At 58.1% G+C, this 25,720-nt stretch carries 25 protein-coding genes; 17 read left to right on the top strand and 8 right to left on the bottom strand.

Annotation, left to right across the window (positions count from 1 at the left end; translation table 11 throughout):
- Nucleotides 1–88: 88 nt before the first annotated feature.
- The 6 genes from JHC09_RS09510 to JHC09_RS09485 all read right to left on the bottom strand — a co-directional run bounded on the left by JHC09_RS09510 (nucleotide 89) and on the right by JHC09_RS09485 (nucleotide 7,075).
- Entirely contained in the window at nucleotides 89–940 is an 852-nt protein-coding gene (locus JHC09_RS09510) for a sugar phosphate isomerase/epimerase family protein (RefSeq protein WP_199531759.1), read from the bottom strand.
- A 320-nt stretch (nucleotides 941–1,260) separates the two neighbouring features.
- The gene (locus JHC09_RS09505) at nucleotides 1,261–2,310 is read right to left on the bottom strand and encodes an ABC transporter substrate-binding protein (protein WP_199531758.1); all 1,050 of its coding nucleotides are present in this window, start codon (nucleotides 2,308–2,310) and stop codon (nucleotides 1,261–1,263) included.
- A gap of 25 nt (nucleotides 2,311–2,335) precedes the next feature.
- Nucleotides 2,336–3,580, bottom strand: a complete 1,245-nt coding sequence (locus tag JHC09_RS09500) for a DUF1501 domain-containing protein (protein WP_199531757.1) — start codon at nucleotides 3,578–3,580, stop codon at nucleotides 2,336–2,338.
- Between the two features lie 13 nt (nucleotides 3,581–3,593).
- Complete coding sequence (locus JHC09_RS09495; RefSeq protein WP_199531756.1) at nucleotides 3,594–5,321, bottom strand: DUF1800 domain-containing protein; 1,728 nt, start codon at nucleotides 5,319–5,321, stop codon at nucleotides 3,594–3,596.
- Between the two features lie 123 nt (nucleotides 5,322–5,444).
- Nucleotides 5,445–6,260, bottom strand: coding sequence for an ABC transporter ATP-binding protein (locus JHC09_RS09490; RefSeq protein WP_199531755.1), 816 nt, complete (start codon nucleotides 6,258–6,260; stop codon nucleotides 5,445–5,447).
- A complete protein-coding gene (locus tag JHC09_RS09485; protein WP_199531754.1) occupies nucleotides 6,257–7,075 on the bottom strand; it encodes an ABC transporter permease in 819 nt (272 codons plus the stop codon). The genes JHC09_RS09490 and JHC09_RS09485 overlap by 4 nt, the downstream gene beginning before the upstream one ends.
- Before the next feature lie 140 nt (nucleotides 7,076–7,215).
- On the opposite strand from JHC09_RS09485, the gene JHC09_RS09480 reads away from it, so the two are divergent.
- The 11 genes from JHC09_RS09480 to JHC09_RS09430 all read left to right on the top strand — a co-directional run bounded on the left by JHC09_RS09480 (nucleotide 7,216) and on the right by JHC09_RS09430 (nucleotide 17,101).
- Complete coding sequence (locus JHC09_RS09480) at nucleotides 7,216–8,193, top strand: LysR family transcriptional regulator (protein ID WP_199531753.1); 978 nt, start codon at nucleotides 7,216–7,218, stop codon at nucleotides 8,191–8,193.
- A 122-nt stretch (nucleotides 8,194–8,315) separates the two neighbouring features.
- Nucleotides 8,316–8,672 carry a hypothetical protein gene (locus tag JHC09_RS09475; RefSeq protein ID WP_199531752.1) on the top strand — a complete coding sequence of 119 codons (357 nt, stop codon included), beginning with the start codon at nucleotides 8,316–8,318 and terminating at the stop codon, nucleotides 8,670–8,672.
- Nucleotides 8,673–9,221, top strand: a complete 549-nt coding sequence (locus JHC09_RS09470) for an RES family NAD+ phosphorylase (RefSeq protein WP_199531751.1) — start codon at nucleotides 8,673–8,675, stop codon at nucleotides 9,219–9,221.
- A gap of 161 nt (nucleotides 9,222–9,382) precedes the next feature.
- Complete coding sequence (locus tag JHC09_RS09465) at nucleotides 9,383–10,192, top strand: HNH endonuclease signature motif containing protein (protein WP_199531750.1); 810 nt, start codon at nucleotides 9,383–9,385, stop codon at nucleotides 10,190–10,192.
- Nucleotides 10,193–10,481: 289 nt separating this feature from the next.
- On the top strand, nucleotides 10,482–10,811 hold the full coding sequence (locus JHC09_RS09460; protein ID WP_199531749.1) for a DUF2322 family protein: 330 nt from the start codon (nucleotides 10,482–10,484) through the stop codon (nucleotides 10,809–10,811).
- Nucleotides 10,812–11,038: 227 nt separating this feature from the next.
- Nucleotides 11,039–12,013 (top strand): ATP-binding cassette domain-containing protein, encoded by a 975-nt coding sequence (locus JHC09_RS09455; RefSeq protein ID WP_199531748.1) that lies wholly within the window; start codon nucleotides 11,039–11,041, stop codon nucleotides 12,011–12,013.
- The gene (locus JHC09_RS09450; RefSeq protein ID WP_248305919.1) at nucleotides 12,010–12,825 is read left to right on the top strand and encodes an ABC transporter permease; all 816 of its coding nucleotides are present in this window, start codon (nucleotides 12,010–12,012) and stop codon (nucleotides 12,823–12,825) included. The genes JHC09_RS09455 and JHC09_RS09450 overlap by 4 nt, the downstream gene beginning before the upstream one ends.
- On the top strand, nucleotides 12,822–13,643 hold the full coding sequence (locus tag JHC09_RS09445; protein ID WP_199531747.1) for a transporter substrate-binding domain-containing protein: 822 nt from the start codon (nucleotides 12,822–12,824) through the stop codon (nucleotides 13,641–13,643). Before JHC09_RS09450 ends, JHC09_RS09445 begins: the two co-directional genes overlap by 4 nt.
- A 178-nt stretch (nucleotides 13,644–13,821) precedes the next feature.
- Complete coding sequence (locus JHC09_RS09440) at nucleotides 13,822–14,412, top strand: c-type cytochrome (protein ID WP_199531746.1); 591 nt, start codon at nucleotides 13,822–13,824, stop codon at nucleotides 14,410–14,412.
- Between the two features lie 49 nt (nucleotides 14,413–14,461).
- Entirely contained in the window at nucleotides 14,462–16,216 is a 1,755-nt protein-coding gene (locus JHC09_RS09435; protein ID WP_199531745.1) for a PQQ-binding-like beta-propeller repeat protein, read from the top strand.
- 63 nt (nucleotides 16,217–16,279) lie between these two features.
- Entirely contained in the window at nucleotides 16,280–17,101 is an 822-nt protein-coding gene (locus JHC09_RS09430; protein WP_199531744.1) for a transporter substrate-binding domain-containing protein, read from the top strand.
- Between the two features lie 3 nt (nucleotides 17,102–17,104).
- On the opposite strand, the gene JHC09_RS09425 is transcribed toward JHC09_RS09430, so the two are convergent.
- A complete protein-coding gene (locus tag JHC09_RS09425; protein ID WP_199531743.1) occupies nucleotides 17,105–17,710 on the bottom strand; it encodes a hypothetical protein in 606 nt (201 codons plus the stop codon).
- Nucleotides 17,711–17,929: 219 nt separating this feature from the next.
- A complete protein-coding gene (locus tag JHC09_RS09420) occupies nucleotides 17,930–18,373 on the bottom strand; it encodes a pseudoazurin (RefSeq protein WP_169194749.1) in 444 nt (147 codons plus the stop codon).
- 402 nt (nucleotides 18,374–18,775) lie between these two features.
- Between JHC09_RS09420 and JHC09_RS09415 the strand changes: the two genes are divergently transcribed.
- The 6 genes from JHC09_RS09415 to JHC09_RS09390 all read left to right on the top strand — a co-directional run bounded on the left by JHC09_RS09415 (nucleotide 18,776) and on the right by JHC09_RS09390 (nucleotide 25,557).
- Nucleotides 18,776–19,633 carry an NADPH-dependent oxidoreductase gene (locus JHC09_RS09415; protein WP_199531742.1) on the top strand — a complete coding sequence of 286 codons (858 nt, stop codon included), beginning with the start codon at nucleotides 18,776–18,778 and terminating at the stop codon, nucleotides 19,631–19,633.
- A gap of 99 nt (nucleotides 19,634–19,732) precedes the next feature.
- On the top strand, nucleotides 19,733–21,625 hold the full coding sequence (locus tag JHC09_RS09410; protein WP_199531741.1) for an adenine deaminase C-terminal domain-containing protein: 1,893 nt from the start codon (nucleotides 19,733–19,735) through the stop codon (nucleotides 21,623–21,625).
- 137 nt (nucleotides 21,626–21,762) lie between these two features.
- Entirely contained in the window at nucleotides 21,763–22,803 is a 1,041-nt protein-coding gene (locus JHC09_RS09405; RefSeq protein WP_182395121.1) for an ABC transporter substrate-binding protein, read from the top strand.
- 70 nt (nucleotides 22,804–22,873) lie between these two features.
- The gene (locus JHC09_RS09400) at nucleotides 22,874–23,698 is read left to right on the top strand and encodes an ABC transporter permease (RefSeq protein WP_169194745.1); all 825 of its coding nucleotides are present in this window, start codon (nucleotides 22,874–22,876) and stop codon (nucleotides 23,696–23,698) included.
- Nucleotides 23,695–24,486: an ABC transporter permease gene (locus JHC09_RS09395; protein WP_169194825.1), complete on the top strand. Its 792-nt coding sequence runs from the start codon at nucleotides 23,695–23,697 to the stop codon at nucleotides 24,484–24,486. The genes JHC09_RS09400 and JHC09_RS09395 overlap by 4 nt, the downstream gene beginning before the upstream one ends.
- A gap of 9 nt (nucleotides 24,487–24,495) precedes the next feature.
- A complete protein-coding gene (locus JHC09_RS09390) occupies nucleotides 24,496–25,557 on the top strand; it encodes an ABC transporter ATP-binding protein (protein WP_199531740.1) in 1,062 nt (353 codons plus the stop codon).
- The last annotated feature ends 163 nt before the right edge of the window (nucleotides 25,558–25,720 follow it).

Below are 25,720 nucleotides of genomic sequence, written 5' to 3'. Positions count from 1 at the left end.
TACTAGGCCCTTGAGGGAAAATTATCTCTGGGCAAAGTCGACAGTCTGGCACGTTCTTATGGGGCGGGGATAAGTCCTCGCCCCTGCCCTATTTCGCCTCAGCCCAAGTCTTGCGAATGAAGCTGGCGCTTTCAGAGAAGAGGGTTTCGTGATCGGGGAAGAGCGGGCGCCAGACGCGGGTGGCGGCAGCTATGCCTGGAAGACCGGCACCGAAGGCTTCCAAAGTGAGCCAGCCGTCATAGCCCAATGCGCGTATCGCTTTGAAAATATGAGCAAAGTCGATGTGGCCGCGACCGGGGATGCCACGATCATTTTCTGAAACATGGACGATGCCGACATGGGGCGCGACGGTTTGAAAGGCAGCAACTTGGTTGCCGTCTTCGATATTGGCGTGGAAGGTGTCGTACATGATCCGGAAGGCGGGATGGTCCACACGAAGCGCGTAATCGCGGCACTGGGTGGTGGTGTTGAGAAAATAGGTCTCGAAGCGATTAAGCGGCTCAAGACTTATGAAAAGACCATTATTTTCAGCGCGTTGCGCGAGATCGCGATGCGCTTCAACGCCGTAGTTGAGTTCGCTTTCGGTGGGACCGGAGCCGGTGAAGTGACCGATGGGCGCGTGCATGGGCCCACCTAGGCTTTGCGCGCCCAGAGCAATGGCGCAATCGAGCGCCCAGTTGAGGTGAGCGCGGCCTTTGGCGCGGGTTTCTGGGTCTGCCGCAATGGGGCTGACATCGGGCGTTGGCACGATAGCTGTGGCGCAACGCTCTAAGCCAATGGCGTCAAGCTGGCGACCAAGCCACGCGTAATGGTCGGGCTCGCCGGAGAGGATGGGGATTTCGACGCCGTCATAACCCAGAGCCTTCAGGCGGCGCAGAATGGGCAGGTGATCCTCTGTCACAAAATCGTTGAGACAGAGCAGGTTAATGCCGAGCTTCATAAGTCCTCCAAAACCGTCCTCCAACGGTTTGGGCACTATGCGGCCAAGAAATTGGTTCGGCTAGTCGAATGCGATGGATATGGGGATTTTGCCATGGACGCCCGGGGCGAGCACAAACATCGGGAAAGGAACTATGACGTAAGGGCTTAGCGCGTTTGTGCTGGCGCATTTCGAGGGGAAATGCGGGAGACTACAGGCGTGAAATTGCTGGGGCTTTTGAGTGGCCTCAATGGGCCAATTCTTGGCCTTTGGCCAGCCTTTATGGGCTCCCGGCGCGGCATGGTCACCGCGCCGAGGGGCTTTTGGCAGAAATGTGCCTCTTAGCGTGCGTCGAGAATATTGCCTTCGGCCTTGCCGAGGGTTTCCATCATCTTTTCGGCAAAGCTGGCGTCGTAAACGTCGCTGGCCGGGATTTCCTTCACTTCGGCAAAATCAGCGGTCGAGTAGGCATAGGCGACGGTCTTGTCTAGGCTCTCTGGGTTCATACAGCCATTAACGCACCAACGGCGGACGTTGATCTCGGCGGTCGACTTGATGGCTTCTGGCGTGAGGTCTTCACGCGCTGCGGTGATCGCATCGATCCAGATTTGTGGATCCTGCTGCATGGTGCGCGATGCATCGGCGAGAGCATTGGTGAAGCGCTGGAGAGCTTCACGCTTGCCTTCTAGGGTTGGCTCCAAAGCGGCGACGAATTTGGACTGGCCAGGCGAGCGCTTGGCGAACTCGTCGGCATCGACCAGAACGTGGACGCCTTCAGTGCCAGCGATGGACTGATAGGTGCCGAAGGAGACGGTGGTCGCATCGACACGGCCGACGGCCAGAGCCTGAACGCGAATGTCCGGTGCGCCGATGGCGACGAAATCTGGACCGTCAATATCGACGCCGAAGCTGTCGATCACAGCGCGCGAGAGGTTGTAGTCCAAGCTGCCGTTATCGGCGACGGCGTAGCTGCGGCCAACGAGCTGTTCAACCGAGGTGATGTCGGTCTTGGTGGCGATGAGGAATGGGTTGCCGAGGGCAACCGAGGTGAAGCCCTTAATGGCGACATCGTTTTCGGCGCGGAGGCGAACCGCTGCGTCGATGGAGATGTCGGCGATGTCCACGGCGCCCGAGTTCAAAGCTGCAACAGCCTGTGGCGTGCCATCGAGCGCGACGATCTCAACCTTTACGCCGTGCTTTTCGTAAAAGCCCAGAGTGTCGGCAAGACGATAGACCGATGCCGTGGTGGGGTTGAAGTTGACGTCGGCAGTGCCGAGCGCCAGCTTGAGCTCGAGCATGTCGGCTGGCTGGGCGAAGGCGCCAGTCATGGCAGTTGCACTGGCGAGGGTGAAGGCAGCAGCGGCTAGAATAGAACGGCGGGTAAGCGACATCGGATTTTCTCTGCTTCTCTTTGGTTCAGTGATTTCGGGCAAACAAGTCGATTGGGGCGAAGTCGGATTTGAGGATTTCTGAGGTATTCTCGTAGCCCATCCACCCATTGATCAGGGTCGAGTAGATGCGCCGGAAGTCGGTGGTGTATTTGAGGTTGCCATCGTCGAGATCGGTCAGGCTCGGCATGGCGCCGTATTGACCGCCCTTCACGCCCTTGCCGATGACGAAGGCAGGACCGGCGGTGCCATGATCGGTGCCCAGGCTGGTGTTTTCAGCGACGCGGCGACCGAATTCTGAAAAGACCATGACGACAACATCGTCGCCGCGGCCAATGCGCTCCATGTCTTCAACGAAACCGGCAATGTGATCTGAGGTGTAGGACCACAGACGCGCATGCAGATCGGACTGATAGACGTGGGTATCAAAGGCGTTGTTCCGATAGGGAACGTAGTAGACCTTGGTGGGGAAATCGGCAGCGATGAGAGCAGCAACGCGCTCTAGGCCGAAGGGGATGAGGCCGTAATCCACCGGGGTCTCATAAGAGGAGCAAGCGTCGCGCACCAATTGCTCGGATGAGTTGGCGCTGGCAGCAATGTCGAGCAGGAATTGCTCGGAGGCATTGGTCGAGCCATTGCCATAATTGCGGTCGAGCGCGGCAATGGCAGCGTGCTCTTCGTCGAGCAGGCGACGAGTGAAATTGTCCGGATTGTTGAAGACCAGCGGCACGTGATGCATGGAGCGCACGGCGAGCGACTGGCTATCGTCGATGTTGACGAGGAAATTGGTCGAGTGACCCTGCGGGTCGATGGCATCGGCCATGCGGCCAAGCCAACCATAGGCTTCGCCAGAGTTCGGTGCGCCGGTCTGCCAGAAGGCCATGGACGAGAAGTGCGAGAACGAGGGCTGGTCATAACCAACGCCGTTCACAATGCTCATATTGCCGTCTTTGTAGAGACGTTCAAAGCCGGTCATGGTGCGCTGGAAGCCGATGTGATCGTCGATCTTGAGCAGCTTTTCCTTGCGGATGCCGAGATTGGGGCGCGCGCGATAATAGGCGTCGTCAGCATAGGGCACGACGGTGTTGAGACCGTCATTGCCGCCGGAGAGTTCGACAATGACCAGAATACGATCATTGGCCTGAGCGTCGGCGACTTTGGAGAACACAGGCGAGGTGGTTATGCCCCCTGCCCCGTTCATGACCATGGAGGAATAGCCCTGCTCGATCAGATTGAGCTTTTCGGTATTGGAGAGTTTTGGAGTTTTGGCCATGGTCAAAAATTCCTCACGCCAGCTGATATTGAGGCGCGCTCATGATCATGTGCGCGACGAGGCGGAGGCCGTGTTCCATATAGGTTTGGGCTTCGAGAAGAGAGGTGGTGCCAAGCTCGGCGTCGAGCGTGTCGATGAGAGCTTGGCGGGCTGGCGGAGCGATCGGCACACGCAGGAGGCGCACAAGCAGATGATCGACCGCCGCTTCGGTGGTTTGAGCGCCGGCTGCGACAACCAGCTGCGACAGCGAGAAGTTTGCGGCAAAGCGGGGCGTTGGTTTTAAGCGGCGGAGCGCTTCGTTATAGCCCTGAAGGCTGGCGTAACGCGTGTTGAAGGCTTCCTGAATGCCCGCGGTCGCGCTGGGGGATGCCCCCTCTTCCAAAGTGGCTTTGGTGATTTCCATGCCAGCATTGATATTGGCGTTGACGCGGCGCACTTCGGCACCGGGATTATAGAGCGGATCACGGAATTCGATGATGTTGGGGAACATCACTTCCTTGGCAAAATTGCCGCGCTCGAAGAGAAGGCCCGGCGTCATCCAGGAACGACCAGAACCCCAACCCGCGACGGTGGGCGGATAGAGCGGCACCTGGCCCAAGGACTTGGTGACGGACACAGGATCGGGAATGGTCGGCAGTTCAGCCAGACCGAGCTTGCGATAGGTCGAGACCAAAAGCTCGACGGGCGATTTGATGTGGGTGCCCACGGAAGCCTGGCTATAGAAATCTTCGGAGAGGAACAGCTCTTCGAGGAAGGCCGGGATGTCGTAATTGAGCGCTTGCATCAGTGCGCCAAGCTCTTCGGCAAAGGCGGGGCTGAGGTCTTCGCGCACGAAGAAACGGTAGAGCTTGGAGGCGATATAGATGCCGGTTTGGCGCTGGGTGAGAATGATGCGCAGGATGTCGTCGCCGTTAAAAGCGCCGGTATAGCCAAGGAAGTTCTTTTCGCCACCGTCATGCTTGGCGCGATCGAAGACGAACTTCAGATCGTCATTGCCCCAACCGGTGAAGGCACGGGCTGCTTCACGGATATCGTCTTCAGAGTAATGACCGACGCCCATGGTGAAGAGCTCCATGACCTCACGGCCAAAGTTCTCATTGGGCGCGCCTTTGACGTTTTGGGCGGCATCGAGAAACACCAGCATGGCGGGGTCTTTGGAGATGGCATTGAGCAAATCGCCGAAATTGCCAGCGGCATGGGTGCGCAGGGTTTCGAGATAGAGCGCGATCTTGCGGACGTCGCGGAGCTTTTCCTCGGAGACGGCGAAATGGCCGTGCCAGAACAGGGTGAGTTTTTCTTCGAGCGGAGCCGAAGTGCGCACCATGCGATCGAGCCACCACATGGAGAGACGGCGCGTTTCGAGCGTGGTGGCGCGGAGCCAATAGAAGAACCGGTTGGTGACGGGCTGAAGCGGGCGGGACCCTGCGGGCTTGACCTTCACGCCCATAGCCTCGCCGGTGCGCTCAGCTCCTTCGGTGGCGGCGGGACGGCTGACCGGGAACTGGACGAGACTATCGTCCCAGATGTCGGAGGCTTCGAAAGTGGGCAGAGCCACATTCACCGAATAGGAGTGGTAACCCACCAGACTACGGACAGCACAGACTGGGTCTAAGGCGGCGAGGCGATCGATTTCTGCCGGAGTGCCACCGAAACCCGCGCGTTCAAGCAGATGGGCTGCAGTTTCCCGCGTCCAATGCGCTGGACTAATGGGGGCAAGGCGTTCCGTACAAGGCGTAGTCATGGCAGTTCCTAAGCCGCCGGAACACGCTTTCGCGCAAAGAAATCTCCGACGTGGAAATTACTCACCATCAATCGCCGCCCGCTTCACTCTATGCGTGCTATTGGAAAAGCTTATGCCGCTAAGCTATGGCAGTTCCTTGGGAAAAGCGCCGGACAATTCCTCAAGCTTTGTGCCCTCTCTGGCCATGTCCTGAATGCGCTGCCAAATGCTGGAGCGATAGGCGGCGAACTGGGGATAAGTGCGAGGGTCTTGCGCGAAACGCGGCTCGGGCAGATCGACATTAATGACGCTATCGACGCGACCGGGGCGCGGCTTCAGCAGCACAATGCGCTGGGAGAGCAGAATGGCTTCTTCAATGTCGTGGGTGACAAAGACGATGGTCGTCTTGCGACGGGCCCACATCTCGTAAAGCTCCCGGCGCAGAACTTCACGGGTGATGGCATCGAGCGCGGCGAAGGGTTCGTCCATAAGAAGAACCTTCGGCTCAACCGCCAAAGCGCGGGCGAGGCCAACACGCTGCTGCATGCCGCCGGAGAGTTCATGAGCAAAGGCCTGGGCGAAATCGCGCAGACCTACGGCACCCAACAAGGCATCGGCGCGCTGGCGACGTTCGGCTTTGTCCATGCCCCGCAGCTCAAGCACGAACTCGATATTGCCGCTGACAGTGAGCCACGGCAGGAGGCGCGCGGACTGGAACACCATGGCCAGATCGGGGCCGGGTTCTGGCGCTTGGCCAAGCGAGATGACCTCGCCATGGTCAACATCAATCAGGCCATTGATGACGCGCAGAAGTGTGGTCTTGCCGCAACCGGAGGGGCCGACAAGAGACAGGAACTCGCCCTCGGCAACATCGAAGGAGACGTCCTGCAGCGCGGTCACTTCGCCGTTTTTGAATGTCTTGGTGATTTTTTTGACGGAAATAATCGGGGCGCGGCTCATGAGGCTTCTCCCTGCGCAACGCGCCAGCGGCCAAGGCGGCGCTCGATATAGCGCAAGAGCGCAGTCAGCGCTGTGCCCAGCGCCATGAGCACCAGAACAACAGCAAAATAGCGATCCATTTGGAAGCGATTGCCGGCTTGCGCCAAGAGACCGCCGAGGCCGGACTGGGCCATGGTCAGCTCGGCGATGACCGTGCCAACTGTGGAAATCGCCGCGCCAATGCGCAGGCCGCTCAGAATGGAGGGCAGCGCATCGGGGATCATGACGCGCCAGAACAGGGTCGCCTTTTTGGCACCGAAGGCGCGGCCCATTTCCACCAGATCCTTGTTGGCATTGGAAATGCCAGCGGCGGTGTTGATGAGAATGGGGAAGAGCGCAGCGTTCCACACGACCACGATCTTGGCTTCGGTGTAGAGACCGAACCAGACAATGATCAGCGGGATGAAGGCTGCGCCGGGGGTGGAGTTCAACGCGTTGACGAAAGGATCGAAAACGCGGGCCAGAATCCGGTTACCACCCAGCAGCACGCCGAGCAGAATGCCGCTGACCGCAGAGAGCAGAAAGCCCAAACCAATCACCGTGACCGACTCGCCCAGAGCTTTGAGCATGGTGCCATCGGACCACAGGCGGATGCTCTGATTGAGCACATCGGTGGGCTTGGGCATGACCAATTTGCCAGCGACAGCATTGAGGGCGAACATGCCCAGAATAATCGCCAAACCCACCAGAATCTGGAGGCCGAAGACGGCCGAACCGGAGAGCTGGCCCGGCTTTCGCGGGGTGGATTTGGACGGTGTAGTAGGCCTAAGGCTCATCCGACTAGTGCCGATCAGACTGAAAGTTTGCGCATCTGTCGCATGAGAGCTATCGACGCGGGGACCCTTTGCGCTTTAACGGAAAGCCAGCAAAGATGCTACACGCTGCTTCGGCGCTGTCCGAAGTCAAATCGAGGAGAGTGACCCTGAGCACGCGCGATCTAACGCTACACCAGCTAAAAATATTCTGGGCTGTCGCGCAATCGAAGACGCTGACGAAGGCGGCAAAACAGCTCGGCCTGACCCAGCCCTCGCTCTCCCAACAGCTGGCAAAGCTCGAAACAAATACAGGCACTTTGCTGTTTGAACGGCGCGCCAGCGAAATGGCGCTGACGGAGGCTGGTGGCTATCTGTTGCCTAAGGTGGAGCATCTGTTGCGCACGCTTGGCGAGGTGGAAGACGGGCTGCAGCAGTTTCAAGACGGCAAGCGCATGACCATCGGCATTGCCGGGGTGAACTCGCTGTTGCGCGTGTTGCTGCCGCAAGCCTTGGCCGACATGCTGGACAGCGGCCACGCGCTGGATTTTGATATTTTGGAAGCCGCGCCCAATGAAGTGCTCGAATATCTTTATGCGCGCCGGGTGAAAATCGGGCTGTTGGCGGCGAACTCGGTGGCGGAAGCCGGGGTGGGCTTTGTGCAGGTGCCGCTTCTGGAAGACCCCTATGTTCTGGCGGTGCCGAGCAGCCTCAAGCTGGAGGCGACCGCGTCCATCGATGACCTCAGTGCTGAGCAACAGGCACAGCTCAATCGGGCCATTCAGTTTTCCTTCGGCACCCAACACACCAACCAAAGCATTGATTGGTATGATCGGGTTTTGCCCGACCACTACATCACCGCGCGCTGCCGCAGTTTTGAGACCGCCATGGCGCTGGTGAGCGCGGGCAATGGCGTGTGTCTGACACCGCTGATGGTGGCGCATGGATTGGATCGGAGCGGGGTGACGTTCTATCGGTTCCCCAACCAGATCCGCCGCATCGTAGCGCTGGTGCCGACGCAATATATGCGCGCCGAACCCTATGCGAGCCTAATTGGGGCGCTGGAAACAACGGCGAAGGGGTATCAGGCACCTGAGACAGTGGGCGCGCCGGAATGGCTGGTGGCGCGGGCGCTGGGGTGAGACTCCACGCGCAGCACAATAGCCACCACTCAGAGCCCATATGGAACAAATAGCACCGCCAATGGGTTTTTGTTGCAACATCTGATGCATCGGAGTTAATATAAATGGGCAGGAGAGATGAAATGCAAATCATTGCTGCCCAGACACTTTGGGATATTATAGTAACCGAAGTTCTATCTGACGCATCAATTTCTGCGCCGAGCCTAAAAGCTCGCGCGAAAAAGTCTGCAATCATCGTGAATTTCGGAAGCACGGCGAGCCGGAAACCAGGCGTAAATGCTCGCGTTTTAGCGGATGCGCGAAGGGTTGTTGAGGCTGTCATACGATTTGGCGATGTCAGCCCAACCGAAGCGCTCAACTGGATGAGAACGCAAAAGCTGCCGGGATATAATAAAACAGCCATCGAATTGATCGCTGCAAGCCGTGCAGATGCAGTGCTCGCAACGCTCAACGCGGTTGAGGTAGGCGTGCACGCCTAAATGGATTTTGAGGGGGAAGTGTTTCGAGCCATCGCTTTGAAACACGCCAAGGACCCACTATCCATGAAGGGCGCACGCCTGATGGGTGGCAGGTTCAATCCTATCGGTACACCAGTGCTTTATACTTCGCTCAACCGCGAAACAGTTCTTGCAGAAACCAACCAACTTGGGCTCAAGCCGCCGCCGACTGTTTTGTTTTGCTATACGGTGAGAATAAAACGTGTGCTGGATTTGACGGTCAGCGATCCTGTCGATGTACTCGCAGGCGCGACGCTGCAGGCCCTAAAAGACTGCCCATATCGCGCGCATATAGATCGGGGAGAGGTGGTTCTGACCCATGTATTTGCCGATGCTGCACGCGCGGCGGGCTATTCGGCGCTGAAAATACCGTCGTTCGCTCCGCGGGCACGCTTGAAGCCGGAGGAAGGTGGGCCGATGGTGAATATGGTGTTGTTTGAGAGTGCTCTCCAGCCGCCCAATTCAGTCTTCTGCCATGACCCAGAGGACTGGGTTGGGACGTATTTGGGGGATAAAGGGTACCGGGGGTGAATGTGCTCGGGTGAGGTGGGGCTTCAGCAACACACTAGGGGCGCGTCCGCCAGGCCGCTTGACGGTATGCTGCGAGCGGTAAACCATTGCCAACACGGTCAAATGCAAATCCCGATTATGCGCGGTGAGCGGGACCGCCCTGACCAAGTCACGAGGCAAAAATGGGCGCTATTAATTATCTTGTTGACGACGAGCTAACTCATGCATTGATTGCTCTAGGATTTAGACTGACCCACAGCACCGTTAAGCTTCACCAATTCTCTCGAGGCCAGCTGGTGGTCTACGTGAAGCGGAAAACGAAAACTCGCCCGCTGGTCATCCATCCCCACTACTTCAACATCGCGGATAGCATTCAATCGTTGCTTGAAGTCGAACTGGCGGTGCCCGCAAAATCCTACATTAATAGCAATTTGCGAGCTTTTTCCGTTTACCAGGTAGATCATCGTGTTTCGGAAAGTCGACACGGCATGGCTGTTGGCGTCACGCGCAACAGTCTCACTGACTTAGTTAATCTTCTTGAGCACAATACGAAAATTGAAACCCCAGACGGCCCAATCAGGGCCGTGTGCTCTGACGCAGACCCGCTTACAGAACGCGAGAGACTGCAAGCCGCTCGGGTGGGACAAGGGGAATTTCGATCATCGCTTCTCAGCTACTGGCAAGGAACTTGCCCGGTGAGTCATGTAGACCATCCTGCACTACTTAGAGCGTCCCATATCAAGAGCTGGTCTGTCTCCTCAAACAGCGAGCGCTTAAACCCAAACAACGGTGTCCTCTTGGCCGCACATTTAGATGCTCTATTCGATCGTAACCTAATAACGTTCGAGAATGACGGTCGGCTGCTGATTTCGTCTCGTGTGTCACCGGCCAATATAAGTCGCTTAGGAATATCGAGGGGCATCAGAATTAATGGGCTCAGCTCCGAGCATGCTCCATTTTTGCAACACCATCGGGCACAGTTTTTGTCTTAGCGTGATCCCGGTCGGCTTGAGACTAAAAGTCCGAAGGCGGTAACCTTACCGCCTTTCGAGACCCACTACCGCCCAAAGCCGCGAGGACTGTCTGCAAAAACCGCCGTTCATAGCTGGACCGCGCCGTCGTAGATCAGAAATCACCTGAACTCCGGCGCTCTACGGGAAATGTACCTGATGAGGATCGGTGTTTCGGGCGCAACAATTCACTGCTTTAGGCCCCCTCCCCTCCCGCTGCATTCCCTGCTAAACGCCTCGAACAACACCCCCCTACCCTTACGAGGCACTGATGATTGAACCTGGCGCGGATTTTAAAGAGAATTTGGGCCTGCTCCCGGCTATCGACGGGGTGGCGCGGATTGAGTTGGTGGATGGTGCGGGCGCAGTTGTGGCCACAATAGAAAATGCGCCGGGCAAGCAAGGTTCGCTCAAGGTTTATCAGTATCTGCAGCAGGAATTTGGCGCGCTGAACGTGGCTGCCGCCGAGCATGGCTTGCTGGTTTTTGGTGAACACACCGACGACGCCTGCACCAATCCGGGGGCGCACCCCAATATCGACCGTTTGGTGGACGTGGTGTCGTCGGAAGAAGAACTGACGATCAAGGTCATTGCGGCGTAATTTTACGCGGCTGACAGCATGGAACGCCCTGAGTTCGCGCTCGGGGCGTTTTTGTTTGTCGCAGGTCTTGTGCAAGCCATTATCAAGGCTCAGTTTTATGGGCTATGCGCGCGGTTCATCGGACAGTTGTCACCAAAAACTGCGCCGTCGCGTTACAGCTTGGCTTTGACCTCGCTGCGGAAACGTGGCAACGCCCGGACTAGTAACAAAGAGATAAGGCCCATTCCATGACGGCCAATGCTGTGACTGTGGACCATGTCGTCGCCCGCTATGGCGACCACACAGTTCTCAAAGACGTCAGCCTGACCATTCCACGCGGCGCCAGCTATGCGCTGCTCGGCCCCAATGGGGCGGGCAAGACGACGCTGGTGAGCATTTTGTGCACGCTGCGCCGCCCGGACGCGGGGTCGGCGAGCATTGCCGGGTTCGACGTGGTCAAGCAATCGGCCAAGGCGCGGCGCTCGCTGGGCGTGGTGTTTCAGGATTCCAGCCTTGATGACCGCTTAAGCGCTTGGGAGAACCTCGACTTCCACGGGCGCGTTTATGGGATGTCGCCCAAGGAGCGCAAGCAGCGCAGCGCTGAAGTGCTGGCGCTGGTTGAGCTGACCGAGTGGGAAGACGACATTGTGCGCAATTTCTCGGGCGGGATGCGGCGGCGGCTCGAGATCGCGCGGGCGCTGATGCACAATCCGGAAATTCTGTTTTTGGATGAGCCAACCGTGGGGCTCGATGCGCAGACGCGCAATCGGATTTGGCTTTATCTCGATAAGCTGCGTGCCGAGCGCGGGCTGACCGTGCTGACCACGACCCACTATATTGAGGAAGTGGAAAGCGCAGACCTCGTGTGTGTGATCGACCACGGCGAGATTATCGCCAAGGGCACACCGGGCGAATTGAAGGCCCAATATGGCCGGCGCTGGTTGCAGGTGATGCCCAAGAGTGAGGCCCTTGGGCAAGCAATTTTGGGCAGCTATGCCGGTGGGCAGACCATGGCCGATGGGCGGATCATGCTGCCGGCCGACGACAAGGGCGCGGTTGACGCGTTCCTGGCGCAGTATCAGGGCGATCTCGCCAGCATCCACTTCCAGGACCCATCGCTGGAAAGCGTGTTCCTGTCGCTGACCGGGCGCGCGCTGCGCGACACAGCCGAGGGCAAGCGTGACGCAGAAAAGGCCGCTGGCCGCCGAGGGGGCAGACGATGAGTTCAACGGCAATGATCTGGCTGCGCGGCGTGCATGGCGTGTGGCTACGCGAAATTTTGCGGGCAACGCGTGACCGGGGGCAGATGATCGGGGGCGTGAGCCGACCCCTCATTTGGCTGCTTATTCTTGGCGTGGGGCTGAACCCCTATTTCCGCGGCGAGGTCTATGGGGAGGTGCGCTATGTCATCCCCTATACCTATCTGCAGTTCCTGTTCCCGGCCGTGATCGTGCTGAACATCATGTACACCTCGATCCAGTTCGCGGTGTCGGTGATCTGGGATCGAGAGTTTGGGTTTCTGCGCGAGGTGCTGGTCTCGCCCCTGCCCCGGCCGCTGATCCTCTTGGGCAAGGTTTTGGGCGGGGCGACGATTGCCACCCTGCATGGCGCGATCGTGCTTATTCTGGCGCGGTTTGCCGATGTGACGCTGGGCGTCGATCAGGTGCTGCTGGCGCTGTTTTTGATGTTCTCGCTGTCGTTCGGACTGACGTGTTTTGGCGTGGTGCTAGCGGGCAAGGTGCGCAGTTTTGAAGGCTTTGGGGTGTTCTCCAACACCATCATTCTGCCGCTCTACTTCACCTCATCCTCGGTGTTCCCGCTTGATCCGGCGCTGACGCGCACGCAGACGGCGGTGATGTATCCGGAATGGCTGGTGTTTCTGGTGCAGATCAACCCCGTGACCTATGCGGTGGATATGTTGCGCGGCGTGCTGATCAACTTCAATCAGTTCCCGGCCTATATCGGGCCGACGATGACGGCGTGCATGGCCGTGGGCTTCTTCCTGCTCGCGCTTTGGGACTTTGGCCGCAAATGAAGCGCAAGGGCCGAAACCGCTGGCTGAGCACGGCCATCAATATTGGCATTATCGTTGTCGGCCTGACGGCGGTGAGCTTTCTGCCAGCGGACACCTCGCTCAAGGAGCGGCGCGACGCGGGCTTTATCAAGCTGTGCGTGCCACCAGCATTCCCGCCGCTGGTGACGGGCAATCCGGAAGCGCCGGGCTATGACATCGAGCTGATGCAGATGATCGCCGACCGCATGGGATTGCGGCTGGTGGTGAATACGCTCTCCTCGATTGGTGCGGACTTTAACCCGCGCAACTGGCTACTTACTCGGGCGCAATGCGATGTGATCGCTGGCGGCGTTGCCGATAGCGCGCAGACCAGAGGCTATTTGCAGACCATTCCGACCGATGCGGCGACGGGATGGGTGTTGGTGGCGCGGGATGGAACCATGCCGGTGGCGGGCGACTCGGTTGCGGTCTTGCCGGGCACATCGGGCCTTAATCGCCTCGCCCTTTCAGCATGGCTGCGAGAGAACGGATTTAAGGCAAAACCCGCTCGAAATAGTGATCAGTTTAAGGCGGAACTCATCTCTGGGGCTGTCAGTTTTGGAGTGACGGAGCGGTTCACTGCCGCATCCGCGAATCTGCAAGATGCTGACTTCTCACTGTTCTGGCTTCCCGAACACACCGTTCAACTCACAGTGACAGCCATTGGGATGTGGAAAGGCGATCAAACCCTGAAGTCGGAAATTATTCACTCATTATCGGAAGTTAAGGCCTCAAAAGCCTACCAAGACCTGAGGGAAAGATATCAGATTGATGGGGAAATTGGTCGCGTCGGGTCATAAGTTTCTATTGATCTTCCTGATAGGAGAAACCTATACCTCCTTAGGCCTTTAAACGTTCAAACGACCGGATGTTGACTGGCTTCACGCTCCCACGGCTGTACGACGCTCTGCCGCACGACCGTATCAAATAACCAAAGCAACTTTGGTTGCTCCACCTCACCTTGTTGGGAGGGTAATCGTGACTCGAACCTCTAAGCGGCTCACCGCCGTTATGGTGGCATTCACCGCCTTTGCAGGCGTAGCGAATGCTGCTGGCTTCACCGCAGAACAAGCAGCCGCTGGTAAGATCGTTTATGACCAGCAGTGTGCTGCATGTCATGGCCGTCAGCTTGAAGGCCCGGACGCTCCAGGCCTTTTCGGCATGGACGTTATGCAGAACTGGGATTCTGCAGGCGGTCTTTATGACTTCATCGCTGTTGCTATGCCGCCATCTGGCGCTGGCACCCTCGGCGACGAAGCTTACCTGAACATCGTTGCATACATCATGGAATTCAACGGCGCTGAGCCGGGCGATGAACCGATGGTTGCCGACGAAGATCTGCTCTACGCGATCTCGCTTCAGGCAGAAGTTGAAGCTGGCCTGGCTAACCGTCCAGCCGCAGCAGCAAGCGAAGTTGCCGCTCCGACCGCGGGTCCTTCCGTTCCGCAGGCTTTCACTTGGGGCAAGCAGCTCCCGGGTGGCGCTGAACCCGCTGCACCGGCCGCTCCAGCAGCGCCGTCTGTGCCGCAAGCGTTCACTTTCGGCAAAACCCTGCCGGTTGCTAACTGATCTAAGAATTCCGGGCACATAGACCATGTGCCACGCGAAGGAGCATCTTATGAATTCGACATTCCTCAAGAGCATGCTGATCGCCTCGACGGCTTTCGTTGCTGTTGCTAGCCCGAGCTTTGCTCAGAACGTGATCGAAGGCTACGAGCCAGTCACTGCTGACATGCTGCTCAACCCACCAGCTGAAGAATGGCTGATGTGGCGCGGTAACTACGAAAACCACGGTCACTCCAAGCTTGACAAGATCAACAAGGAAACCGTTGGCGACCTGGAACTCGCTTGGGCATGGCCAATGGCTGTTGCTGGCATCCAGGAAACTGCACCGTTGATCCACGACGGCATCATGTTCCTCCAGACCAACAACAACATCGTTGAAGCACTCGATGCTAAGACCGGTGAACTGATCTGGAAGTACACCCACGCGCTGCCAGAACTGCCAGCAACTTGGTCCTACCAGGCCAACCAGGCACGTCGTCAGAAGAACTCGATCGCCCTTTACGGCGACAAGGTCATCCTGACCACCGTTGATGCGAAGATCGTTGTGCTGAACGCAGCCGACGGCAAAACCGCATGGGAAAAGCAGGTTCTCGACTACAACCTCGGCTATTCCTACACCATCGGTCCAGTCATCGCTGACGGCAAGATCATCTCGGCTATCTCGGGCTGCTCGATCGCCGGCACCGCTGGCGGCTGCTACATCATGGCTCACGACGTTGAAACCGGCGAAGAAATTTGGCGCTTCAACACCATCAACGATCCAAACAACCCAGAGCAGCAGGCTTCTTGGGGCGACGTTCCACCAGAAAACCGTTGGGGTGGTACTCCATGGGCAACCGGTGCTTACGACGCTGAAACCAACACCACCTACTGGGGTGTCGGTATGCCTGGTCCATACGCAGAACTCATCCGTGGTTCGGGCGATGGCGAAGTGCTCTACACCAACTCGACTCTGGCGATCAACGCATCGACCGGTGAGCTGAACTGGTACTACTCACACCTTCCACGCGATAACTGGGATCTTGACGCTCCGTTCGAACGCATCCTGGTTGACCAGGAAGTTGACGGCGTAAAGCACAAGATGGTCGTTTCGGTACCAGGCAAGATCGGTATCGCATGGGGCCTCGACCGCGACACTGGTAAGTACCTCTGGTCCAAGGAAACCGTCGTTCAGAACGTCGTTTCCTCGATCGATCCAGACGGCAAGGTCAACATCAACGAAGACCTCGTGTTCTCGTCCGTTGGCGAAACCCACATGATCTGTACATCGGTTTCCGGTGGCAAGCTGTGGCAGGCCGCTTCGTACAACCCAGACAACGCGTCGTTCTTCGTTCCACTGAACGAAGCGTGCAACACCGTTGCTCCAACCCAGACTGAATTCACCGCAGGTAACGCTGTTGGTGCAGTGAAGTTCGGCCCACGCGTGCTGCCAGAAGGCATCACCGAAGCTGGTCTGGTTCAGGCTCTGACCGTTTCGCCAACTGCTGGCGAAGACAAGTGGAAGGTCCGTTCGCGTCCATCCATCACCTCGTCGGTTCTCTCGACCGCAGGTGGCCTCGTCTTCGGTGGTGACGCTGGTCGTTACCTCAAGGCATGGGATCAGGACACCGGTGAAGAAGTTTGGTCGCAGCGTCTGAACGCTCCGATTGGCGGCTACCCAGCGACCTACGAAATCGACGGCGAACAGTACCTGGTTGTCCCAACCGGTTACTCGAACTCGGCTTCGTCGATCTCGTCGGCTCACCCAGAAGTGGCTCTGCCAACCGGTACCGGCAACTCGATCTTCGTTTACAAGCTCGCAAAGTAATTTGCTGACTTAGCGAATTTGAAAAGGGGCTACGGCCCCTTTTCTCGTTTATAGGAGAGCCAGATGATCCGCATGACCGCCGCTGCCCTCGCCTCCGTTTTGATGGCAGGCACAGCATTTGCTCAAACCGGCATTCCGCAGGAACTGTTCGACAACACGCGCCGCGTGGCAGGGGACAGCCTGACCGCATGTTTCGACATGACCAGCCAGGCCCGTCAGTTCGATGATGCCATCGCCCGTGCCATTGGCGACGCCCTGTTCCTCGAGGTCAAAACTCTCGAAGGCTTTGGCGGCTTCCCCCTCAATGGTGAAGGCTTTATCGACGAGCTGTCGCTGGCGATGAACAATGACTGCGATATTTTCATGGGCATTTCGGTTTCGGTGAACTCGCCGATATCGGAAGCTTTTGCGATTACCCGTCCCTACGCTTCAGTGCCCTTCGTTCTCGCCGTCAAAGACACCGACTATCAGAGCCTTGCGGACATTCCCAAGGACGTGCGCCTTGGCACGGCTATGGCCAGCCTTGGTGAACTCAATCTGATCAACTGGAACTTGCAGCAGGCAGAAGATCAGCGTTGGCGCCGCCTGCCCTATGCCGACCCGAATTTGATGGCCACACGCGTTCTCGATGACACCATTGGTGGCATGATCCTGTGGCAACCCGTTTTGGCCAAAATGCAGCGTGAGCGCGAAGACACCAAGGCTCTGCGGATCATCGGCTCAACGCCTTTGCCAGAAAGCGTCGTGCATATCGGCGCGCTGGTCAGCAGCCGCAATACGTTCCTACGGGATCAGGTCGATCAGGCAATTGATGCCCTCGTTGCCGATGGCACGATCGCCGCGATTTTGGACGAGTTCGGCTATACCGGCCACGCCGGGGAATAGTTCCTAGAGCCGCGACAGGAAGGGCAAGGTGTAGCTGGCAAGATTGGGCACAATCCCAACCACCAAGGCGATGATCACCAAGCCCACGCCCAGCGGCTCATGACGCAGCAAGCGCTTTTCGCGCTCCGGCCAGAGTGCCGTCCAGATAGAGCCCATCGCGAGACCCGGGATGGGCAGCAGGTTCAAGAGAATTGAACCGGCAGCAAGCAGCTGGAATTGCTGCAGGATGAGAATTGCAGCGTAGCCACCCGTGCGCGGCAGCATCAGCGCTACGCCGCGTAGCCAATCGGCTATCGGAATAAAGAGCGCAACAGCCACAAGGCTCAGCACGACCGCCGCGATAACGCCACCAAGGCCGAAGCGATTGGCGGAGGCTCGCATGCGCATAGGGCGCGGCCATGTCAGCGCAAAGAGCGCGCCAATAACGGCACCCCAGACAGAGAGCTGCCCAAAGGGATTGGGCGTTAGACGCCCTTCGTTCTGCGGACGACGATCACCCATAAAGCGCGCAAAGAGGGCGAGGAAGAACCCTTGTAGGGCGACGAAAATCAACACGCCCGCAACGCGCGAGAGCAGAGTTTCAAGACTGAGTTCGCGTAACAAGGCCATTGACCGCACTCCCATGTTACCGCCGAACCAGAGGATCAGCGCTGCCCATATCCACCCATAGGTGTTCGCATAAGTCAGTGCCGAGCGACAAGCAAAGCGCGCGTGAAATAGCCGATTTATGGGGAGTTAGAGGATCGGAGCCATGCTCAACGATCAAAACGCTTGCGAGCAAGCGAAGAGGGCGCGGGCGACGAAACGCCGCCCGAACCCAACAACGGTTTACTTAACCATTGCTGCCATTGCTGCGAAGGCGTCTGCCGACTTCTTCGGCATCTTTGCAGCAGTGATGTCAGCAAGGTTTGCTGGTGCGTCGCCAACGACGATCAGACCAACCATGCCCATGCCCAGGTGCGGAAGGCACTTGTAAGCATATGCGCCTTCAACGTCGAAGGTTACGGTGATTTCTTCGTTCAGCTTGCCCTTGAATGGGGTAGCGCCTTCAGGAATCAGATCCTTGATCGATTCAGCGTTGTGCGACTTGTCGGTTGGGATGAAGGTTACCGAGTCACCAACTTCGATCTGCAGGAAAGCAGGCTCGAAAACCATTGGAGTGCCGTCAGTGCCCTTGTTGAGCATCTTAACTTCGTAGTTAGCGGCAGAAGCTGCTGCGATGGTCATAGCAGTTGCCAAACCAGCGAAAGCGATCGTGCGGAGAAGGTTCATTTGTCTCACCAAAAAAGCGCGTAATCCGGCAGGGGGGCGCCAGTACGCAGTTGAACGCGGAGTATTCCCCGCGCTGGTTTCACCCTGCGGGTGTATGTAGTCGCATCGCCCCCAGTCCGCCAGAGGATGAAACCATTGTGACTGGGATGGCAAATCGCCGCAGCCAAATTAATCCCAAACACCAGCGGATTACAGTGGGTAACGCAGGAAATTGTGCCCGCGTTCCACCGCCAATACCATCGACCGTTTGGCGTAATTAAGGCGCGGTGTGCGGTTCGCCATCTAGCACGCTGAACAGATTACGCATGATGGACGTTTTAACACTTGCCAATGGCCCTTACCGAAGGAAGCGGATAACGCTCAAATCCTGGTACGGACACGTAAGAGAGTTTCGATATTCCTATGTCGCCTGCGCAAGTGAACACGGACGCCAAGTCGCAAAACACCACCGCCGCAACCTGTCTGGCGCTGCGCTATGGCGTCGACGCTCCACAGACCGGAGCGGTTTGGTCTGACACCATTGGTCTGATGCTCGACCATAAGTCGGCGCGCGCCTATTTGCCGAAGCCCGTTGAGCCTGGTGTCATTGAGGCTTTGGTAGCGGCAGCGCAATCAGCACCGACGTCATCCAATGTGCAGGCCTGGAGCGTGGTGATGGTGCGCGACGCTGAGCGCAAAGCGCGGCTGGCGGAATTGAGCGGGGGCAATCCCCATATCGTCACCGCACCCGTGTTTCTCGTCTGGATCGCGGATCTGGCGCGGTTGCGGACACTGGCGCAACGCGAAGAGCTGCCCGGAGACGGTCTCGACTATATGGAGAGCTTTCTCATTGGCGTTATCGACTCCACTCTAGCGGCACAGAATACAGTTGTGGCGGCGAGCTCGCTGGGGCTCGGCAGTTGCTACATTGGGGGCATGCGCAACAAGCCAGCCGAAGTGGCCGCAGAACTCGGGCTGCCAAAAGAATGCGTGGCCGTTTTTGGGCTGACGCTGGGCTATCCGGACGAGGAACGCGCCTCGGAGGTGAAGCCGCGCCTGCCGCAAAGCCTCGTGTTGCATGAGGAGACTTATGGCGATGCCGCTGATGCTGAGACGCTGGCGCGTTACGATCAGACCATGCGCGGCTTTCAGGAGAAGCAGGGCATGACTGTAATCGACTGGACCAAAATGATCGCCAAACGCGTGGGCACGGTTAAGGCTTTGCGCGGCCGCGAGGCGCTGAGTGGTGTGCTCAAGGGCTTGGGGTTTGGATTGAAGTAGGGGAGTTCTTGGGGCTGGGTGTGGGGAAGGTTCGGGCTGCGCGCTTTCGGTAGATCGATCATCGTGTTAGGTCAAAATTGAACGCTGGCAGCCCGGCAGATGGATTCTACGATGACCGATTTCCCAAATGACCTCCTCATCAATGCGCGCGACGAAGTGGCGATCCGCAAGCATTTGGCACTGGTGGCGCTGGGCATGAAGCCTGCCGACACAGCTATTCGCGTCGGTCGACTTTTGGACGTCTATGGACGCAATTGGTATGAGGACCAAGAGATCGTCATCTCGGGGCGCCGCATCGCCTGGGTTGGACCAGCGGGCGCATATCCGGGCGAAGTGGGCGAGCGGATCGACCGCAGCCATCTCTCGGTCGTGCCGGGCTTTGGCGAAGTGCATAAGCATATTGAATCGAGCCACCTCACCCCGGAATGGGAAGCGGCGCTGGTTTTGCCCTTTGGCTGCACCTGGACCTGCGAAGCGAGCCACGAATTTTCCAATGTTGATGGGCCGCACAATCTCGAATTCTGGATGACCGCGCGCGCCGCAGGTTCGCCAGCAAAAATCTTCCCCCTGCCCGGCTCCGCTGTGCCGCCGACTGCCTATGAACATGGTGGCGGGCATTTCGGCTATGGCGAACAGCTCAAGTTCATGACCACCAATCTGGCCGTTTCGGGCCTTGATGAGGTGATGGATTGGCCAGCGGTGTGGAACCCAGAGAACCCGTCGCACGAGCGCCTTTGGGGCATGATCGAAGCGACGTTTGAAGCGCGCGGTGTGGTCGAAGGTCATGCGGCGGGGATGCGGGCGATTGACGATATCAACGCCTTTGCCGGTGCGGGCATGGCTTCGGACCACGAAGCGTGGACCGCCGAGGAAGTCGCAGACAAGCTGCGTCGTGGTCTCTTTATGGAGCTGCGCCCGCATTCGCTGACCGACATGATCAAAGGCTTGCTCGATCGCGGCCAGCAGGATTGGTCAAATTTTGCACTCTGCACTGATGACCGTTCGTGCTCGGACACGATGAAGCTTGGGGCGACGGACCATAATGTGCGCCTCGCCATTCAAGCCGGGCTGCCGATGGAAGTGGCCGTGCAGATGGTGACGATCAACCCCGCACGCCATATGCGCCTCACCCCTTGGGTTGGTTCGATCTCGCCGGGGCGTTACGCCGATCTGGTGTTCCTTGACGACGAAGCTACACTGTCGATTTCGGAAGTTTGGGCCGACGGGATGCAGGTTTCGAAGGGCCGTGAATATATCGCTGAGGTTCCCACGATCGACTGGCCGCAATGGGCGCGCCAAACGGTCAATATCGGCCGCGCCTTGACTGCCGCCGATTTTGCCATCGCCGCGCCAGAGGGAGCGACGGACAGCTGCAAGGCGGCGCTGCTGCGTCCCTTCCATTGGCATGACGAGTTCATCACCACCGATCTGTCGATTGTCGACGGCTTGGTGCAGCGCGACGACAGCCGCAACATCACTAAGTTCGCTATTGTCGACAGGTTCTCGGGCACGGCGAGCGTTTCAAAAATGTTCTGGCTGGGGACAGGCCCCAAGACGCCGAACACGGCGCTGGCCTGTTCGATGGGCCACGACAAGCACAACATCTGGGCGGTCGGCTCTTCCGACGAGGCCATGGCACTGGCAGTCAATACGCTGCAAGAGCAGCAAGGCGGGTGGGCGCTGGTGCGCGACGGTAAAGTGCTGGCCCGGGTGAACTATGAAATCGGCGGGCTGATGACCTGCCGCCCTGCCCCAGAACTCGACAAGGAAATGCTTGAGCTCTACGCGGCTGGCGAAACCATCGAGTGGATGTATGAGCCAACCTATTCGCCGCGTTGGTGGGCTGGCTTCCCAGAGCGTCTGGCTTTTGCGACTCTGACCTGCGCGCCATGGCGCTGGGTGCTCGTTGCGCCCTCTCCCTTGGCACCGGAAGGCTTTGTGAACGTGCAGAACGGCCAGATTCACCCGATTGTGTGGTGCGGCAAATTGTAAACAAGTGGTAAATCTTGTGAGGTCCGTACCACGCGCCTAAATATGCAACTTGCACCGGCATAGCCGAAAAAATAGGCTTATTCCCAAGATACCCACGTCTGCGAGACAAGTATCTAAAGGGAACAAGGATTTTCGGTATGCACAAGAACCTAGCGCGTACGCTGGCATTGGCAATTTCGGTCGGCACCCTCGCGAGCGCAGCGCCCGCTATGGCACAGACCAAGACTCTCACCATTTCCTGGTGGGGCTTTAACGGTGAAAAGCTCGAAAGCCTCGTGCTCGCGCCGTTCCGCGAACAGTGCGGCTGTGAAATCGTTTTTGAAACCGGCAACAACGGTGAGCGTCTGAACAAGATCCAGATCCGTAACGGCGGCGGCGTCGACGTTGCGTATTTCTCGGATAGCTTCTCGCAGCAGGGTATCGAACTGGGCCTGTTCCAGCAGATCGACCAGAGCAAGCTCCCGAACCTGGCCAATATCTATGAAATGGCTAAGGACCCTCAGGACGGCTTCGGCCCAGCTTACACCATCGGTCGCGTTGGCATCGTTTACGACAGCGAAGCTGTGACCACTCCAGTGACCTCGTGGAACGATTTGTGGCGCGAAGACTTCAAGTCCTCGCTCTCGCTGCCAGGCATCACCACCACTGCGGGCCCAATGGTTGTTCTCAAGGCCGGTCTCTACAAGGGCACCGACGCGTTTGACGACGATACCGCAGCTTTCGAAGCTCTGAGCGAACTCAAGCCAAACGTAGTCAAGAACTACAACACTGGCTCGGAAATGATTAACCTGTTCTCGACCGGCGAAATCACCGCGTCGATCGCACAGGACTTCACCCTCGCACAGATCCAGGCTGCGAAGCCATCGGTCGTCTGGGCTGATCTTGAAGAAGGTTCGATTGCGACCCTCAACACCGTCAACATCCCAGTTGGCGCTGCTGAACCAGAACTCGCATACGAATTCATCAACTTCATCCTCTCCGATGAAATCCAGCAGAAGCTGGCTGAAGAAGGCGTCGACGCTCCAGTCAACACCAACGTCAAGCTGACCCCGGAACAGGCTTCGATCTGGACCTATGGCGCGGACGTTATCGGTTCGCTCGAACGCATCCACTACGGCAAGATGAACGCAGCCAAGGGTGGCTGGGTTGACCGTTGGAACGAAAACTTCGGCATGTAATGCATAGCGCTGCGCGGGTTCCCTTTACCCGCGCAGCACCCTTTTATTCCTCTCTCGAAATGCCAGGCTCATGAAACGCTTTGCCGGCTGGACCCTAGCCTCACCTGCGACACTGCTGATCCTCCTCGGCCTCGTCGCTCCTGTGGCCGCGACCATCTACGCTACCTTCGGAACGCCCGGTGGCCCCTTCGCCACCTATCAGGCCTTTTTCAGCAGCGGTTTCCGCCGCACCGTTCTGATGCGCACCATCACCATCTCGCTGGCTGTGACTGTCATCGCTTTGGCGGTAGGCTTCATCACCGCCTTTGTGGTGTCGCGCGCGCCGGGCTGGTTGAAGTCTGTGCTGATTATCGCCGCTGTGTTCCCGCTGCTCACCGGTGTGGTGGTCCGCTCGTTCGCTTGGCTGATCATTCTGGGCAAGAATGGCATCGTCAATTCGACGCTGATGAACCTTGGCATTATCTCTGAGCCCTTCCAGATGCTCTACACGCAGGGCTCTGTGATCGTGGCGATGGTCTATTTGTTTGTGCCGCTGATGATCCTGACGCTTGTTGGCGTGCTGGAAGGCATTCCGGACGATCTGATCCAAGCCTCGTCTTCGCTCGGCGCAAAGCCATTCGCGACCTTCATGCAGGTTATTTTCCCGCTGGCCGTACCCGGCCTGATCGTTGGCGCGGTGCTCGTGTTCACCGGCTCGTTCACCTCCTATGCAACGCCCCAGCTTTTGGGTGGCGAGCAGGTGATGGTGATGGGCACGCTGATGCACCAGCAGGCCATGGTCACATTTGACTGGGTAAGCGCCTCCACCATCGCTGCCATTATGGTGGTGATCACTATCGCAATCGTGCTGGCAATGACCAAAATTGCTCGCAAACTGAACCCAATGGCCGTCTGATGCCCACCAAGCTCCATCCGGCCCTTATCGGCTTTACCGTTCTCGTCTTTATCTTCCTTGTCGGTCCGCTGGTGATCATTCTGGGGTCGTCGATTTCCGACACCACCTATCTCACCTTCCCACCACAGGGACTGTCGCTGCGCTGGTTTGAAAACATCTTTGCGATGGAAGCTTTCCGTCGGACGATGATGACCTCGCTGCAAGTGGCGGTGATTTCAACCTTTGTGGCGCTGCTCATTGGCATTCCGGCGGCGTATGCGCTCAACCGCCATCGCATTCACCTGCCCGGTTGGCTATCGAGCTTCTTCGTGCTGCCGGTGCTGGTGCCAGAACTGGTGCTCGGTTTCTCGCTGCTCAAGAATGTCGCCTATACGTTCAACGCGCCGCTGATGGTGTCGCTGATTGTGGGGCACACGATCCTGATCCTGCCCTATGTGATCCGCGTGATTTCGGCATCGCTGGCCTCGTTTGACTTCTCGATCGAAGAAGCAGCGGTCAGCCTTGGCTCGCCACCTCTGAAGACCTTCTTCACCGTGCTGCTGCCGAACGTGCAGTCGGGCGTGATCGCGGCCTTCATTCTGGCCTTCATCACCTCGATCAATGACGTATCGATTTCGATCTTCATGACGGGTCCTGGTCTCTCGACCCTCCCCATCCAGCTGCTCGCTCACATGGAGCAGTTCTTTGACCCCACCGTGGCCTCGGTCTCGGTGCTGCTCATGCTGCTCACCGTCGGCGTTATGGCCGTGGTGGAACGGACCTTGGGCCTCACCTTCCTTGCCAAATAGAGATCAGCTGTGACCAAACCTCTTTCTATTCGCAACATCACCGCCCACTACGGCAAGACCAAGGTTCTGGAAGACCTCAATCTTGAAATCGCGGAAGGTGAACTGGTTTCTCTGCTCGGCGCTTCGGGCTGCGGCAAGACCACCACGCTGCGCCTTGTCGCTGGGTTCCTGCAGCCAACTTCGGGCACGATCACTCTGGGTGGTCGTGACCTGACCACCCTTCCAGCGCATGACCGCGACATTGGTCTGGTGTTCCAGAACTATGCGCTGTTCCCGCACCTGTCGGTTGCTGACAACGTGGGCTTTGGCCTCAAGCAGCGCGGCGTTGCCACGGCTGAAAAGAACAAGCGCGTTGCCGATATGCTTGAACGCGTTGGTCTGGCGCACCTCGCTGAACGCCTGCCAGCAGCGCTTTCGGGTGGGCAGAAACAGCGCGTTGCTTTGGCCCGTGCGCTGGTTATCGAGCCGCCGCTCCTGATGTTCGATGAGCCGCTTTCCAACCTTGATGCGAAGCTGCGTATCGACATGCGCGTCGAAATCCGCAAGCTGCAGCGCGCCAATGGCACGACGTCAGTTTACGTGACCCACGATCAGGAAGAAGCCTTCTCGATCTCGGACCGCGTGGCGATTATGCACGCCGGTCGCATCATGCAGCTCGACACGCCTGAAAACCTCTACCAGCGTCCGGCCAATGCGTTCGTCGCGCGCTTTGTGGGCTTTGAAAACCTCATCTCGATGAAGGTTGTGGCGCGCAATGGCGAGACGGTGACGGCAGAAGCGCTCGGTGGCGTCCGTCTTGATCTCAACCAGAACCTGTTTGGCCCGATCCAGGACGAGTTCATTCTCGCATGCCGCGCCGATGGTCTGAATGTGACCAATGATCCGGCAGCAACTGGCTTCCCGGCTGATCTGGGCCTGCGCACCTATCTTGGCCGCGCGTACCAGTATCAGGCAGAAACCACTGCGGGTTCGCTACTGGCCAATGGTTCGCTGACCAATATCTTGGAGCCGGGTTCGCAGGCTAAGCTGGTTCCAGTGCCAGAGCAGTGCACGATTTTGGCGCACGAGTAGTCGGTTAAGGCCCCCACCTGACCTCCCCCGCAAGCGAGGGAGGGACGAAGGGGCACCCGATTTTGTCGTCGACCTCAGGACTGTCGCCCCCCACCCTCTGTCCCTCCCCGCAAGGGGGAGGGAGGAAGAGCGGTGTTTGGGGAAGGCCGAGGGGATAGGCCCC

It is taken from the genome of Devosia sp. MC532, from assembly GCF_016461625.1.
Taxonomy (GTDB): domain Bacteria; phylum Pseudomonadota; class Alphaproteobacteria; order Rhizobiales; family Devosiaceae; genus Devosia.
This window is presented reverse-complemented; position numbering and strand designations above follow the sequence as displayed.